This window comes from Actinoplanes sp. CA-051413 (assembly GCF_050955795.1).
Classification (GTDB): Bacteria; Actinomycetota; Actinomycetes; order Mycobacteriales; family Micromonosporaceae; genus Actinoplanes.
Genome location: NZ_CP192100.1, coordinates 865,245 through 879,116, shown reverse-complemented (window position 1 = coordinate 879,116; position 13,872 = coordinate 865,245). Strand labels below are relative to the sequence as shown.

Annotated in this window: 13 protein-coding genes; 4 read left to right on the top strand and 9 right to left on the bottom strand. The window is 72.0% G+C overall.

Annotated elements, in window-relative coordinates; genetic code table 11:
• Nucleotides 1-18: 18 nt before the first annotated feature.
• From ACQP2Y_RS04120 to ACQP2Y_RS04110, 3 genes are all read right to left on the bottom strand, one after another.
• Nucleotides 19-795: a DUF3152 domain-containing protein gene (locus tag ACQP2Y_RS04120; protein ID WP_433724733.1), complete on the bottom strand. Its 777-nt coding sequence runs from the start codon at nt 793-795 to the stop codon at nt 19-21.
• A gap of 130 nt (nt 796-925) precedes the next feature.
• Nucleotides 926-1,918 carry an alpha/beta fold hydrolase gene (locus ACQP2Y_RS04115; protein WP_433724731.1) on the bottom strand — a complete coding sequence of 331 codons (993 nt, stop codon included), beginning with the start codon at nt 1,916-1,918 and terminating at the stop codon, nt 926-928.
• A complete protein-coding gene (locus tag ACQP2Y_RS04110) occupies nt 1,918-4,392 on the bottom strand; it encodes a hypothetical protein (RefSeq protein WP_433724729.1) in 2,475 nt (824 codons plus the stop codon). Before ACQP2Y_RS04110 ends, ACQP2Y_RS04115 begins: the two co-directional genes overlap by 1 nt.
• A 152-nt stretch (nt 4,393-4,544) precedes the next feature.
• Here ACQP2Y_RS04110 and ACQP2Y_RS04105 point away from each other — a divergent pair, with 152 nt between their 5' ends.
• The 3 genes from ACQP2Y_RS04105 to ACQP2Y_RS04095 all read left to right on the top strand — a co-directional run bounded on the left by ACQP2Y_RS04105 (nt 4,545) and on the right by ACQP2Y_RS04095 (nt 7,596).
• A complete protein-coding gene (locus ACQP2Y_RS04105) occupies nt 4,545-5,207 on the top strand; it encodes a TetR/AcrR family transcriptional regulator (RefSeq protein WP_360551660.1) in 663 nt (220 codons plus the stop codon).
• A 36-nt stretch (nt 5,208-5,243) separates the two neighbouring features.
• Complete coding sequence (locus tag ACQP2Y_RS04100; protein WP_360551658.1) at nt 5,244-5,468, top strand: DUF3107 domain-containing protein; 225 nt, start codon at nt 5,244-5,246, stop codon at nt 5,466-5,468.
• Nucleotides 5,469-5,730: 262 nt separating this feature from the next.
• On the top strand, nt 5,731-7,596 hold the full coding sequence (locus tag ACQP2Y_RS04095) for a DEAD/DEAH box helicase (protein WP_433724726.1): 1,866 nt from the start codon (nt 5,731-5,733) through the stop codon (nt 7,594-7,596).
• Nucleotides 7,597-7,674: 78 nt separating this feature from the next.
• Here ACQP2Y_RS04095 and ACQP2Y_RS04090 read toward each other — a convergent pair whose 3' ends face one another.
• Together ACQP2Y_RS04090 and ACQP2Y_RS04085 are read right to left on the bottom strand one after the other, a co-directional pair.
• Nucleotides 7,675-7,968 carry a DUF2470 domain-containing protein gene (locus tag ACQP2Y_RS04090; protein ID WP_212987390.1) on the bottom strand — a complete coding sequence of 98 codons (294 nt, stop codon included), beginning with the start codon at nt 7,966-7,968 and terminating at the stop codon, nt 7,675-7,677.
• Nucleotides 7,965-8,609 carry a heme oxygenase (biliverdin-producing) gene (locus ACQP2Y_RS04085; RefSeq protein ID WP_433724724.1) on the bottom strand — a complete coding sequence of 215 codons (645 nt, stop codon included), beginning with the start codon at nt 8,607-8,609 and terminating at the stop codon, nt 7,965-7,967. Before ACQP2Y_RS04085 ends, ACQP2Y_RS04090 begins: the two co-directional genes overlap by 4 nt.
• 85 nt (nt 8,610-8,694) lie before the next feature.
• Here ACQP2Y_RS04085 and ACQP2Y_RS04080 point away from each other — a divergent pair, with 85 nt between their 5' ends.
• A complete protein-coding gene (locus ACQP2Y_RS04080; RefSeq protein ID WP_433724722.1) occupies nt 8,695-9,831 on the top strand; it encodes a class I SAM-dependent methyltransferase in 1,137 nt (378 codons plus the stop codon).
• Here the strand turns inward: ACQP2Y_RS04080 and ACQP2Y_RS04075 are convergent.
• From ACQP2Y_RS04075 to ACQP2Y_RS04060, 4 genes are all read right to left on the bottom strand, one after another.
• Nucleotides 9,824-10,714 carry a hypothetical protein gene (locus ACQP2Y_RS04075; RefSeq protein ID WP_433724720.1) on the bottom strand — a complete coding sequence of 297 codons (891 nt, stop codon included), beginning with the start codon at nt 10,712-10,714 and terminating at the stop codon, nt 9,824-9,826. The two genes, ACQP2Y_RS04080 and ACQP2Y_RS04075, sit on opposite strands and share 8 nt — an antisense overlap.
• A gap of 130 nt (nt 10,715-10,844) precedes the next feature.
• Nucleotides 10,845-11,057, bottom strand: coding sequence for a heavy-metal-associated domain-containing protein (locus ACQP2Y_RS04070; protein WP_360551646.1), 213 nt, complete (start codon nt 11,055-11,057; stop codon nt 10,845-10,847).
• A gap of 103 nt (nt 11,058-11,160) precedes the next feature.
• Nucleotides 11,161-11,466 carry a metal-sensitive transcriptional regulator gene (locus ACQP2Y_RS04065; protein WP_360551644.1) on the bottom strand — a complete coding sequence of 102 codons (306 nt, stop codon included), beginning with the start codon at nt 11,464-11,466 and terminating at the stop codon, nt 11,161-11,163.
• Between the two features lie 197 nt (nt 11,467-11,663).
• Nucleotides 11,664-13,820 (bottom strand): RecQ family ATP-dependent DNA helicase, encoded by a 2,157-nt coding sequence (locus ACQP2Y_RS04060; RefSeq protein WP_433731735.1) that lies wholly within the window; start codon nt 13,818-13,820, stop codon nt 11,664-11,666.
• Between the last annotated feature and the right edge of the window lie 52 nt (nt 13,821-13,872).

Genomic DNA, 13,872 nt, shown 5'->3' with positions numbered 1-13,872 from the left:
GGCGTTTGGCGTGACTCCTCAGAGGGACGGGCCCGTGAAGCGGTGACCGTTGCGGCGGGGCCACGCGTACGGCACGCACCCCCGTACGGTCAGGCTCTGTTGCACCATGACCGGCGCCGGTCCGCCGCGCTTCGGGCAGCCCTCGTGGCTGTGGCCCAGCTCGTGGCCGGTCTCGTGGTTGATCACGTACTGCCGGTAGACCGTGATCGGCACCTTCGCGTCGCGGTACGGCTTGGCCGACAGCCGCCAGCGGTCCAGGTTGATGATCACGCGCCCGGTGGACCGGCACGACGTGTACGGCCGCCCGTTCACCGTGATGTTGACCCCACCGATCCGGCACATCCGCCCAGCGGTGTCGCGGGTGGCCAGGAAGACCGTGAAGGTCGCCTTCTCACTGCCGGACACCCGTTGCAGCCGCAGCCCGCCGTCACCGATCCAGCTGCGCCGGTCCCCCAGCGTCGCCTCCACCTGCGCCGCGAAGGCCGCCACGTCCTCGTTGCTGCCCCGCTCGACCGCGACCCGGAAGCGCCGCAGCTCGCCCTTGGTGCCCAGCACCCGGCCGCGTCCGGTCGCGTACGTGAACTTGCCCGTGCCCCTGGTCGGCACCGCGCCGGCCAGCGCGAGCAGGTCCTGCGGCACCGCCACCGAGGTCGCTGAGACGGAAGGTGCCGGCGCAACCGGCGTCGAGACGACAGCCGAGGGCATCGCCGACGACGGGGCAGAGGTGGGAGGCGGAGGATCGGAGGGCCGCGCCAGCCAGCCGGCCAGCAACAGGCCGGTGATGACGAGGGCCACGAGCCACCAGCGGCGCCTGCGTGCACCCCGTCCGACAACCGCAACGGGGAGGCGTGACTCGATCATCGTGAGCCAGCGTGCCACACCCCACCGGCGCTGTCCGCCCGGCCGTTGCTCCGGGCGACCTTGCTCACGCCGGGGGCGCCACCCGGCGCTCGCCGCCCCAGCCGACCGGCGAGCCGACGTCCGCGAGCATGCCCACCACAGCCCGCGCGACCAGGCGCGGAACCTCCATCTGGGCGACGTGGCCGACGCCCGGCAGCACCAGCAGCCGGCTGTCCGGGATCGCCTTGGCCACCTGCGCCGGCACCCGCGGGTCGACCAGTTCGTCCTTGAGGCCGCCGATCACCAGGGTGGGCGCGGTGATCCGCGCGGCCAGCCGCCACTGCGAATTCACCCCCGGCAGGTACGCCCGCAGGAAGCTCGACACCAGCCCGCGCAACGTCCCGAGGTAAGCCTTCGAATAGTGCTCGACCGTGTAGCGCAGCTTGATCTCCTCGATGGCCTCCGCGCGGCGCTGCGGGCTGACCTTCGTGGTGTCACCGAAGCAGGCGAGCAGCACCTGCTGGGCCATCTGCTCCGGGGTCAGCCGGGCCATCCCCCAGGCGAGGAGGCGGTCGGCGCGCGGCAGCGCGAGGAGCGGCAGGACCGGGCCCTGAGCCGTGCGCCGGGGGTCGAGGAAGGGCATGGCCGGGGAGATCAGCGTCAGGGTCCGGATCAGGTCGGGGCGTAGGGCGGCCACGCGTACGCAGATCGAGCCGCCCAGCGAGTTGCCGACCAGGTGCACCGGGCCACGTACGGCGTAGTCCAGATAGCCGATCAGCTTGTCGGCGAACGCCGCGATGGAGTAGCGCGGGCTGGGGTCGCTGTAGCCAAAGCCGGGCAGGTCCACGGCCTGGCCGTCGAGCCGGTCGGCGAGCAGACCGGCGAAATCGGTCCAGTTCTGCGAGGAGCCGCCCAGGCCGTGCACGTAGACGGCGGGCTCGGCCTCCGGCGTGGTGCCCGGAGTGTCCCGGACGTGCAGCATCGCCCCGTCGATCATGACCCGGCGGGCCGGCCACGGCGACGGCACGGCACCGTCCGGAGGCAGGACGTCGTCGCCGGCGAGGATCGCACCCTTCATCAGGACAACAGTGCCTCAAGACGACGGTTGACCGCATTGAGTGTGGCGCGCACCATGGCGTGCCGGTCGTCACCGGTGATCACCGCGGAACCGGAGAGTTGCTCGACCCAGCCCCCGACCGACAGCAGCATGACCACCACGGCGACCTGCATCGAACCGAACGGCACGGCCGCGGCGTGCTCGACGAAACACTTCGCCGGACCGTCCGCGTGGTCGGAGGTGGTGAGCAGCTCGTCGACGGCCCGGGCGGTGGCCAGCGCGCACAGCCGCAGCAGGTAGCCGTCGACGGCAGGCCCGGTGGCCTCACCGGCGGCGATCTGGCCGTTGACGGTGAGCCGCACCTCGACGGTGGCCTCGGTGCCGAACGTGTTGACCCGGACGTTCTCGATCATCACCCGCGGGCCGGGGCGCTCACCGATGTCCAGGGGGCGGGGTGGGGCGGGCTCGACGCTGGTCGGGGCCTCGCTGAGGGTCGGGCGTTCGTTCGAGCTCTGCCGGTCGTCCGGGGTCTGCCGTGTTCCTGTGCCTTGGCGGGTGCCCAGGCCTTGGCGTTCGCCCAGGCCTTGCCGGTCACTCACGCCCTGCCGGGCGCTCGGGCCTCGGTCACCCAAGCCTCGGTCGCCCGGGCCCCGGTCGCCCGGGCCCCGGTCGCTCTGCCCTCGATCGCCCAGGCCACGATCGCCCAGGCCTTGGCGGTCGCTTACGCCGGACCGCTCGCTCGCGGCCTGCCGCTCCTCGGCATCCTGCCGCTCGCTCGGGCGCGTCAGCTCATCAGCGGCCCGCCGCTCGCCGGGGCGTGACAGCTCGTCAGAGCCCCGCCGCTCGCCAGGGCGGGTCAGCTCATCGGCCGCCCGCCGCTCACTGGGCCGCGTCAGCTCATCGGCCGGCCGCCGGTCGCCGGGCCGTGACAGCTCATCAGAGCCCCGCCGCTCGCCGGGGCGGGTCAGCTCGTCGGGCGCCTGCCGGGAGGCGGACGAGTAGCTGCCGGAACTGAGGCCGGGGCCGGGAACCGGCCGGCCGGTCGGGTTGGGCTGGCTCGGCACGAACGGCGCAACCGGCGGCGCCGACGCCTGGGCCGCCGGAGGCCCGGAAGCCGGAGCCGCCGGAGCGGACCCCGAGTAGGCCGGCGGGCCCGACCGTGGAGCCGGCGGCGCCGACCGCGGAGCTGCCGGAGCCTCCGCGGGCCCGGAGAGCGGCGAGGCGCCCTTCATCGCGGCGTCCAGCCCCATCCGGTCCTGCAACAGCCGCGCGACCTGCCGGCTCACCTCGGCCGGGTCGGCACCCTCGGACAGATCCAGTCGCAGACTGTGCGCACCCGCCGGGGTGGACCGCAGCGACGCGTCGCGCACCCCTTCGACCTCGCGGACCGCCGCCAGGATGGCGTTCACGTCGAAGCCCTCCTGCCGTTCCTGCGCCGACAGCACGTCACCGCGGCGCAGGTGCGTCGCGATGCGGGCCAGCGCGGGGGTCTCGGCGGGTGGCTCCACGGACGGCGGCTCCGGGACGGTGGGCACGTCCGGCTGGGCCGGGACGCGCTGCGGCAACGCGGGGAAGGACTGCTCCCCCGTGCTGCCCGTACCGGGGTCGCCGGTGGGACGGCCGGGAAACGCCGGGGGCTGGGCGGCGGTCTCGTACGGCAGGCGGCGGGGAAAGCTGGTGGGATCGTACGACGGCCGGAGCATGCCTTGATCACCGGAACGCGACTCGTCGGTAGCCTGCGGCTGGGCGACCCTGGGCAGGCCTTCCATGGGCGTCGGCGGGTCCAGCGCGTGGCGGGCGGACTCACTCGTCATCCAGTCGGGCCGCCGGCCGCCGGGAGTCGCCGGGCGTACCGCCGGGAAGGGCCGCTCGGCCGGCACGGCCGCACGCTGCTGGCCTGCCGGCGGACGTGGCGGCTCCTGGCGCGCGTCGTCGAGATCACCCTCGTACGGGTACGGCGGCGCGCTGGCCGGCAGGTTGCCGTTGACCGCGCGCAGCTCGGTGGTGTCCTGCGCGTCCGGGCGCAGCAGCTCGGGTGCGAGCGGATTCGGGCGGGGCATCCCGGCGCGCGGCTCGTCGTCCCTGGGCTCGCTGCCGTTGGGTGAGAGGTGGGCCAGCAGGTCCTCGTAGCGGGAGCGGCTGTCCGACCAGCGCGGGGCGGCTGCGTTCTCCAGCGGGGACAGCGGTCCCTGCGGCTCGGGCGCCGGGGAGAAGGGCGCCGGGGAGAAGGAGGGCGGGGGCGGCGGCATCGTGAACGGGCGGATCTCCCCCGAAGGGGGGTCCGCCGGCGGGGGCCGCTCCTGGGTGAACGGGCGGATCTCGGTGGCGGGCCGGCGCCAGGCGGGCACCTCGGTCTCCGGGTCCAGCGCCGAGCCCGCGTTGGACCACGGGCTCTCTCGCGCGGCCCAGCCGTTCAGCAGGGTGCGGTCGCGCGATTCAGCGCCGGTGCCGCCGTCCGCTGCACCGGCGTCCCCGGAATGCCCTGTTTCGTCCACCGTGCGCTCCTCGCTTGCCCCCGCTGAGGCTACCGTGTGCTTGCAGTGGCGATAAGTTGCAGCGTCGCGACAATTGCCCGCCCGGCAAGCGACAGACGGCGAACCGGGCAATCCGCGCCCTACCGCGGGGGAAACACATCTCGGAGGTACACATGACCGCTGCGTCCGGCGGGGCACAGACGGCGGGGCGCCCCACGCGTCTGCCGCGCTCCGCGCGCCGTAAGCAGCTGCTTGCCGCCGCGCAGCAGATCTTCGTGGCACAGGGCTATCACGCCGCTGCCATGGACGAGATCGCCGAACAGGCCGGCGTTTCCAAGCCTGTGCTCTACCAGCACTTTCCGGGCAAACTCGAGCTCTACCTGGCTCTGCTGGACACCCACTGCGACGCGATAATCGCCAAGGTGCGCGGCGCGATGCTGGCGACTCCGGACAACAAGGAGCGGGTCAAGGGCGCCGTCCGGGCGTACTTCGACTTCATGGACCACGAGAGCGAGGCCTTCCGCCTGGTCTTCGAGTCCGACCTGCGCAACGATCCCCAGGTCCGCGAGCGCGTCGAACGCGTCGAGCAGGGCTGCATCGCCGCGGTCACGGACACGGTCGTCTCCGACACGGGCCAGAACCAGGCGAACGCCGAGCTGCTGGCCTCCGGACTGGTCGGCGCGGCCGGCCAGGCGGCCCAGTACTGGCTGGCGAGCGGCCGGCAGACCCCCAAGGCCGAGGCGGAAGCCCTGGTCGCCGCCCTTATCTGGCGGGGTATCGCCAGCTTCCCGCTGCAGGGTGAGTCAACGCCCGGTACGTCCGGGGAAATCGGCTAGCCTTCATGTCGGAAGACATCTGAGGAGGAGGACCCCGTGGAGGTCAAGATCGGCGTGCAGTACGCCCAGCGCGAGCTGGTGCTGGAGAGCGCGCAGACTCAGGCCGAGGTCGAGCAGGCCGTGACCGAGGCGATGGCCAAGGACAGCGTTCTCACTCTGACCGACGAGAAGGGCCGCAAGGTGATCGTCCCGATCGCCAAGGTGGCCTACGTGGAGATCGCCGAGAAGTCCGAGCGGCCGTTCGGCTTCACCACGCGATAAGCGGCACAGCACGACAGGACCGCAGGGAGTCCCACCCGGGGCTCCCTGCGGTTTCTATACAGCACCGTCACCTTCGCGCTGAGGTGCGGAATCTCTCTGTCGGGTAGACTTGCCGTTGTCGCCGTCGACGTCGGCTCGATATATCGAGTCGCCGCGGCGACGCGCGTGCGGCCCGCGAGCACCTCGCGTGTGGCCCGCGCCCTACCCAGACCGCGCCCCAGGAATTCGACGGGCGCACCACGAGAGGCACCCGCAGAACTCCATGACCGACATCGAGAACACCGAGACAGAACCCGCCCTGGTCCCCGTCCTCAACCGCGCGCCCGTCCGCCCGGACAGCCCCACCTTCGCTGAGCTGGGCGTCCGCGCGGAGACCGTCGAGGCGCTGGCCGCGGCCGGCATCACGCGCGCGTTCGCGATCCAGGAATACGCGCTCCCCATCGCCCTGCGCGGCACCGACCTGATCGGCCAGGCGCCCACCGGCACCGGCAAGACCCTCGGCTTCGGCCTGCCCCTGCTGGAGCGGGTGCTGGCCCCGAGCGAGGGCGCCGACGGCCAGCCCCAGGCGCTCGTCGTCGTCCCGACCCGCGAGCTGGGCCTGCAGGTCGCCCGCGACATCGCCGCCGCCGGCAGCACCCGTGGCGTGCGGGTGCTGCCGATCTACGGCGGCGTTGCGTACGAGCCGCAGGTCGACACCCTCAAGAAGGGCGTCGAGATCCTGGTCGGCACCCCCGGCCGCCTGCTCGACCTGGCCAAGCAGAAGCAGCTGAAGCTGGGCTCGATCAAGGCCCTGGTGCTCGACGAGGCCGACCGGATGCTCGACCTGGGCTTCCTCGAGGACGTCGAGAAGATCCTGGCCATGCTCCCGAGTGAGCGCCAGACGATGCTCTTCTCGGCGACCATGCCGGACCCGATCGTCGCGCTGAGCCGCCGCTTCCTGCACCACCCGGTGACCATCCACGCGGGCCACACGGCCGACAGCGGCATGTCCCCGCTGACCAAGCAGGTCGTCTACCGCAGCCACCCGCTGAACAAGCTGGAGATGGTGGCCCGCATCCTGCAGGCCCGCGAGCGTGGCCTGACCATGATCTTCACCCGCACCAAGCGCGCCGCCGACCGGGTGGCCGAGGACCTCGACTTCCGCGGCTTCGCGGTCGCCGCCGTCCACGGTGACCTGGGCCAGGGTGCCCGCGAGCGGGCCCTGCGCGCGTTCCGCACCGGCAAGATCGACGTGCTGGTGGCCACCGACGTCGCGGCCCGCGGCCTGGACGTCTCCGGCGTCACCCACGTGATCAACTACGACTGCCCGGAAGACCCGGACACCTACACGCACCGCATCGGCCGCACCGGCCGCGCGGGCGCCACGGGCGTCGCGGTGACCTTCGTGGACTGGGAGGACATGCCGCGCTGGGTCCTCATCGACAAGTCGATGGGGCTCAACATGCCGCAGCCCCCGGAGACGTACCACACGTCCCCGGCGTTGTTCTCCGACCTGGACATCCCGGAGGGCATCTCGGGCACGCTGCCGACCGCCGGGCGCACCCGGGTGGGCCTGTCGGCCGAGGTCGAGGAGGACCTGGGTGGCACCCGCCGCCGGGGCAGCCGCGACGGTGGCCGCGACTCCAGCCGCAGCGGCGGTGGCCGCGGCGGTCGCGATGGTCGCGGCAGCGACCGGCCGGCCCGCGGACCGCGCCGCGAGGATGCGGCCCCCACGGCCCCGGCTCCCGCGGCGGAGGACGCCGACGACCGGCCGCGCCGTCAGCGTCGCCGCCGCCGGGCGGGCGACCCCCTGACCACAACCGACGAGGGTACGACTACAGAAACGTCCCCGACGCCGCTCTTCTCGGACGGCTCCGAGGCGACCCCCGAGCTGGCTCCGACGGCAGAGGGCGACTCCGACGGGCAGTCCGACGACGGTGACGACGACGCCACGGGCCGTCCCCGCCGGCGTCGTCGTCGCGGTGGCCGGGGCACCCGCAGTGCCAGCGGCGCGGAGACGACCTCCGAGGATGGCGACGCGGCACCGGCCGCGACTGACTCGGCTCCGGCCTCGGCCGCGACGGGATCGGCTCCGGCCGAGATGACCGGCGGCTCGGACGCCGGGGTCGGCACCGGCGCGCAGGACTGACCCACCGCAACAACCCGGAATGGGTGCCCCGCCGGCTGGCGGGGCACCCATTTTGCTCTTGGCCGTTCCAAAAGCCGGTCAGTGGGTCGGGGTCACGCCCAGCGCCGCGCAGGCCTGCTGGTACATCCGGACCGCTTCGCCGCGGACCTGGCGGCGTTCGGTCAGGCGTTCGCTGAACGGGATCCGGACCGGCACCGCGATGCCGTCCACCGTGGCCTCGAAGTCCATCCCGTCGGGGTCCAGCCCGGACATCCGGGCCGCGCTCGCCGTGCCGATGCCGCCGAGGCCGCGCACGATCAGCACGTTGTCGTCGGCGTGGTCGTCGTTCATGTGGCGGGCGATCTGCGCCACCACTTCCGGGGTGAAGGTCATGCCCAGCGCTCCTTGAGTTGGCGCAGCACAGCGATGTTGAGCCGGTAGGCCTCCTGCACCTCGGCGAGGAAATTCTGCTCGTCCGCCGGGGAGAAGGCGAGCCCGTCGAGCAATTCCCGGTAGCGGGTGCGGAAGGCCGGCGGCGAGACGCCGTCGAAGACGAAAAAGCGGTGGCCTTCGCCGCTCAGGCCGTACGCCTTGGCGATGGCCGGGCCGAGGTATTGGCCGCCGGAAAGGTCGCCCAGGTAGCGGGTGTAATGGTGGGCGATGAAACCCCACGGCTGGTCGAACGCCACCGCGCGCAGCCGGGCCCGGTATTCCTGGGTGGCCGGCAGGGCGCTGAGCTGGGGTGCCGGGCCGAGCAGGGTAGCCAGGTCGTGGCTCAGCGCGGGCAGCCGGGTCAGCTCGGGAAAGACGAAGTTCCCGGCGACGGGGTGGGTCGCCATCGCTTCGGCGGCCTGCTCCAGCGTCTCGTAGATGAACCAGTGCTGCGCGGCCAGGTCGGCGTAGGCCTGCCGGGGCAGCGTGCCCGCGGCGAGCGCGTCGAGGAACCCGCTGCCCTGGGCCGCGTCGTGGTCCGAGCGGGTGCCGCTGCGGAGCCGGACGGACAGCCTTTCGGTGGGAGGGTCGGCCAGGGTCATCGCAGCACCTCCATGCTTGGTTAGGCGAGCCTAACAAACAGATGGGCTCCGAAGATCAGCAAAATCCGCGGGGCAGAATGGTGGGATGCCCCAACCACTGGACGCCGTCCTCGCCGAGGTGCGTGGCCTGCTGCTCGATCCGGCGCTCACCCGCGCGGTCGCAGCCGGCAAGCGCCGCGGTGCCACCCCGTCGGTCACCCGCGCCGAGTTCCGGCCGGTCGCCCTCAAGGGTGGACCCCGGTTGCAGATCGTGACCGATGACGGCTCCCGGCCGTACACCCGGAATGTCGAACCCGGCCCGGAGGCCGCAGCGGCGGTCGATGCCCTGCTGGCCGAGCCCTTCGGGAATTGGCATGTCGAGACGGCCGCGACCACCGTCCAGGTCCGCGTGACGAAGAAGGGCGACGCCCAGGTGCACCGGGCCGCGGCGGTCGAGCCGGCCGTGACCCAGGGTCACGACCGGGCGAAGCAGTGGCTGCTCGATCCGGGCGATCCGCTGTTCACGGTGGTCGGTGGCACGGCGGCGAAGCGCCGCCAGGTGGACGCTTTCCTGCGGGCGCTGGCCGCGACCCTGCCGGACGAGCTGCCCGCGGAGCTGCGGGTGGTGGACCTGGGCTGCGGCAACGCGTATCTGACGTTCGCGGCCTACCGGTTCCTGGCCGATCGCAGCGTCAAGGTCCGGGTCGTGGGGGTCGACGTGCGTGAGGACCAGAGGGTACGCAACAGCGCCGTCGCCGAGCAGCTGGGCTGCGCCGATGCGGTGACGTTCGTGGCCGGCACGATCGAGGACGCGGTCGTGGCGGAGGCGCCGGATCTGGTGCTGGCCCTGCACGCGTGTGACACCGCGACAGACCAGGCGCTGGCCCGGGCGGTGCACTGGGACGCGAAGTGGGTGCTGGCGGCACCGTGCTGCCACCACGACATCGCGGCCCAGCTCAAGGGCCATCCCGCTCCGGCGCCGTACGGGGAGCTGACCCGGCACGCGATCCTGCGGGAACGGTTCGCGGACGTGCTGACGGATTCGCTGCGCTCGGCGCTGCTGCGGCTGCACGGGTACCGGGTGGAGGTCGTCGAGTTCGTGGACTCGGCGCACACGCCCCGGAACCTGCTGCTGCGGGCCAGGCTGACCGGCACACCCCCGACCGACGATCAGCGCGCCGAGTACGAGGCGCTGACCAGCCAGTGGGGCGTGACGCCGGCGCTGGAGAAGCTGCTCACCTGACGACGGTGGTGAACGCTGCGGTGTGCACCTTGCCCGCGACCTGGAAGTCGAAGAACATCCGGTAGCGGCCCGGCCCGGGAGCGGTGAGCCAGAACTTGACCGCGCCGTCGACGGGTTGCGCCTCCGGGTGGACGTGCACATAGCCGACGTCACCCTCACGCAGCACAACCAGGTGACCGAACGCGCCCAGGTACGGCTCGAGCGTCGCGGGCTTGCCGTCCGGGCCGGTCACTGTCATCAGCAGTGGCTGGGTTGCCGTTGTTCGGGGCGTACCGGCGTACGAGATGACGAAGCCGTCAGTGGTCGCCTGGGTGACCGGCGCGGGCAGCGGGACCGGCCGGTAGTCGCCGGCGACCGTCAGGTCGACGCCCAGCGTGACGGGCGTCTGCCGGCCGCCGACGACTGCGGTGAAGTCGGTGATGGCGCGGTAGCTGCCGGGGGCGGTGAGCGCGAGGTCGACGCTCCAGGTGCCGTCGGGGGCCATCGTGGGGTGCAGGTGCTGGAAGCCGGTGAGGTCGCGGCGGATGAGAACGAAGTGCAGCGGCTTGTCGTGCACGACGGCGTAGGTGGTGATCGGCGCGCCGCCGGGTCCGGTGATCCGGAACCGGTACGGCTGGGAGGGGGCGGCCTTGAGCGAGGTGGCCTCGGGCACGAGGGTGAGCCCGGCGGACGTGATCGTCAGGCCGCCGACAGCTTCGGCTGCGGCTGCGGCTGGCTGGGCGTTGGTGCCGTCGGCGGTGTGGACGTGCGGCGCTGCGCCGATGTCGTCGTGGGGGGCGGTGGTGCTGGCCACGCCGTTGTTGAGGGCGGCGGAGGTGGCCTGCACCCGCTCGGCGGAGTTGCTGAGGCGGCCGAGGCCGTAGCCCGCGAAGAGGACAACCACGATGACCGCCGCGAATGCCGCCCGGCGGAAGCTGGCCTGATCGGGCTTAGGCTGCCCGTTCGCTTGTGCCGCCGACTCTCCTACAGGGTGCTCATCTTCCCGCCTCGCAGACTGTTCTCCAGTCTGCTCGTCAGGCATCAGCAAGCTCGTAGCCGGCCTCGTCAACAGCGGCACGGACCTCATCGGCGGCCAGCGGGGCCGCGCTCGTGACCGTGACGGCGCCGGAGGCGAGGTCGACCTGGACGGCGTCTACGCCGGGGAGTTCGGAGATCTCGCTGGTGACGGCCTTGACGCAGTGCTCACAGGTCATCCCGGTCACGGTGTACGTGCTGGTGACAGACATGGTCGTTCCTTCCTCGGGCCCTCGGCCCACGTATCTTCGCGACGGCGCTTCAGCCGGCCATGCGCCTCCGCTTCGGGCTGGAACGCGGTCGGTTGGGCTCCGCTCAGGAGCGGACCAGGCGAGCGATGGCGTCCGAAGCCTCTTTGACCTTGGCACTCGGGTCGCCGGCGCGGGCAGCGTCGACAACGCAGTGGGCAAGGTGATCCTCGAGCAGGCCGACCGCGACGGCGTGCAGGGCGCTCTTCGCCGCGGAGATCTGCGTGAGGACATCGATGCAGTAGGTGTCCTCGTCGACCATCCGCTGCAGGCCGCGGATCTGGCCCTCGATGCGGCGTAGGCGCCCGAGCAGGGCAGCCTTGTCGCCGGAGTACCCGTGCGGTCCGGGATGTTCGTCGTGGTCGGTGGTCATGCCACCCACAATACCCCCCACCCGTATCCACCGCGGTACTCCGGTGGCGTGGCTTTTGTCTCTTTCGGCGTTGCATTCCTGACCACCGCCGTCCGCACGATCATTGTCCCGCCCGGGTCTGCGCCGCCTCCCACCGGGCTCCGCAAGCACCGGTCAGCCGCGGCGTCTTCCATCGATGCATCAGACCGCCGCAGCTGTCAGCCCGCCACAGCCAAGGCGAGAGGCAGGACACCGGGTGCGCCGGCTTGTCGGAGTGCCCGGCCCGCCAGAACCATCGTCCAGCCGGAATCCGACATGTCGTCCACCAGAAGGACCGGGCCTTCAAGGTCTCGAAGGGCCTCCGCCATCTCCGGCGGGACAGCAAAGGCGTCATGCAAGGCGAGAACTCGCTGCGCACTGTTCCCCCGCGGTCCGCTGTCACCCGTGTGCGTGGAAGTCAGCGTCCCCAGCAGCGGCAATCTGCCCACTGCCGCGATCCGTTCCGCGAGGCTGTCCACCAGCTTCGGCCGACGGTGAGAGCCGACCGAGACCACGCCCACCGGGCGCTGCGCCCAAGCGTCGTCACCGTGAGCCCAACCCTTCAGGACCTCGACCACGGCAGCCACCATCTCGTCCGGAATCGTGCTGTCCGCCGCTTCCGGCCCCACCAGGGCACGCAGCCTGTCGCCCCACCCGAGGTCCGACAGCCGTCCGACGGCCCGGCCCGGCAGGATCTGCTCACTCGGGCCGATCTTGCCTTTCAGCGAAACGCCGACGGTGGCCAGACCGGTCGGCCAGAGCTTCTTCGGGGAGATCTCCACGCCCGCGTGGCCGAGGAAGGTCTGTGCCGCGGCCAGCGCCTCGGCCGACACCTCGGCGTCGAACAGCGGGTCGGCACAGTTGTCGCAGCGGCCGCACGGCGTGGCTTCGGGGTCGTCGAGGCAGCGGCGCAGGAACTCCATCCGGCAAGCCGTTGTCCCGGCGTACTCGATCATGGTTTTCTGCTCTGCGGTCCTGGCCTCAGCGACCCGGCGCAGGCGCGCGGTGTCGTAGGTCCACGGCTCGCCGGTGGAGAGCCAGCCGCCGCGGGTGCGCCGGACCGCGCCGTCCACGTCGAGGACCTTGAGCATGAGCTCCAGGCGGGTGCGGCGGAGGTCGACGATCGGCTCCAGCGCCGGCGTCGACAGTGGCCGGTCAGGCGACAAGGCGGCGAGCACTGTGCGCACCTGCTCCTCGGGCGGGAACGCGAGAGAGGCGAAGTATCGCCAGATCGCGATGTCCTCCGGACCCGGCAGCAGGATGACCTCGGCATGCTCCACGGCTCGGCCCGCGCGGCCGACCTGCTGGTAGTACGCGATAGGTGACGGCGGCGCCCCGAGGTGCACGACGAAACCGAGGTCCGGCTTGTCGAAGCCCATACCCAGCGCGGAGGTTGCCACCAGCGCCTTGATCTTGTTGTCCAGCAGATCCTGCTCGGCGGCGCGGCGAGCGGAGTCCTCCACCTGTCCCGTGTACGACGCCACGGCGAAGCCCCGTGACCGCAGGAACTCGGCAGTCTCCGTGGCTGCGGCGACCGTCAACGTGTAGACGATGCCGGAGCCCGGCAGCCGGTCGAGATGGTCCGCGAGCCAGGCCAGCCGGTGCGCCGGATTGGGCAGCTCCAGTGCCGCCAGCCGCAGCGAATCCCGCTCCAGCGATCCGCGCAGCACGAGCGCGTCACCGAGCTGCTCGGCCACGTCAGCGGTCACACGTGAATTAGCGGTGGCCGTGGTCGCGAGCACAGGCGTGAGACCCGGCAGACCAGCTAGGAAGGTGCGCAGCCGCCGGTAATCGGGGCGGAAGTCGTGACCCCAGTCCGACACGCAGTGTGCCTCGTCAACCACCAGCAGGCCGGTGCTCGCGGCCAGGCCGGGCAGCACGTTGTCGCGGAAGTCCGGATTGTTGAGCCGCTCGGGGCTGATCAGGAGGACATCGACCTCACCGGCCCGGATCTCGGCGGTGATCTCACTCCACTCGTCGAGGTTGGCGGAGTTGATCGTGCGGGCCCGGATGCCGGCCCTCGCCGCCGCCTCGACCTGGTTGCGCATGAGGGCGAGCAGGGGCGAGACGATGACGGTCGGCCCGGCAGGTGGATCACCGGGCTCGGCGGTGATGCCGTCGCGCAGGAGGGCGGTGGCCACGAAGTAGACCGCCGATTTGCCCCACCCCGTGCGCTGCACACAGAGCACTCGCCGCCGATCGACCACGAGGGCCTCAATGGCTCGCCACTGATCCTCTCGCAGCACCGCATGCTCACCGGCGAGCCGGCGCAGCACCTCCTCGGCGCACTCGCGCACCGCCACCCGTTCGGCTTCGCTCACCGCTGACCGCGTCATCTCCACCACGCCAGCATGTCTACCAGCCGGCACCGACAAGACCCGGGTTATC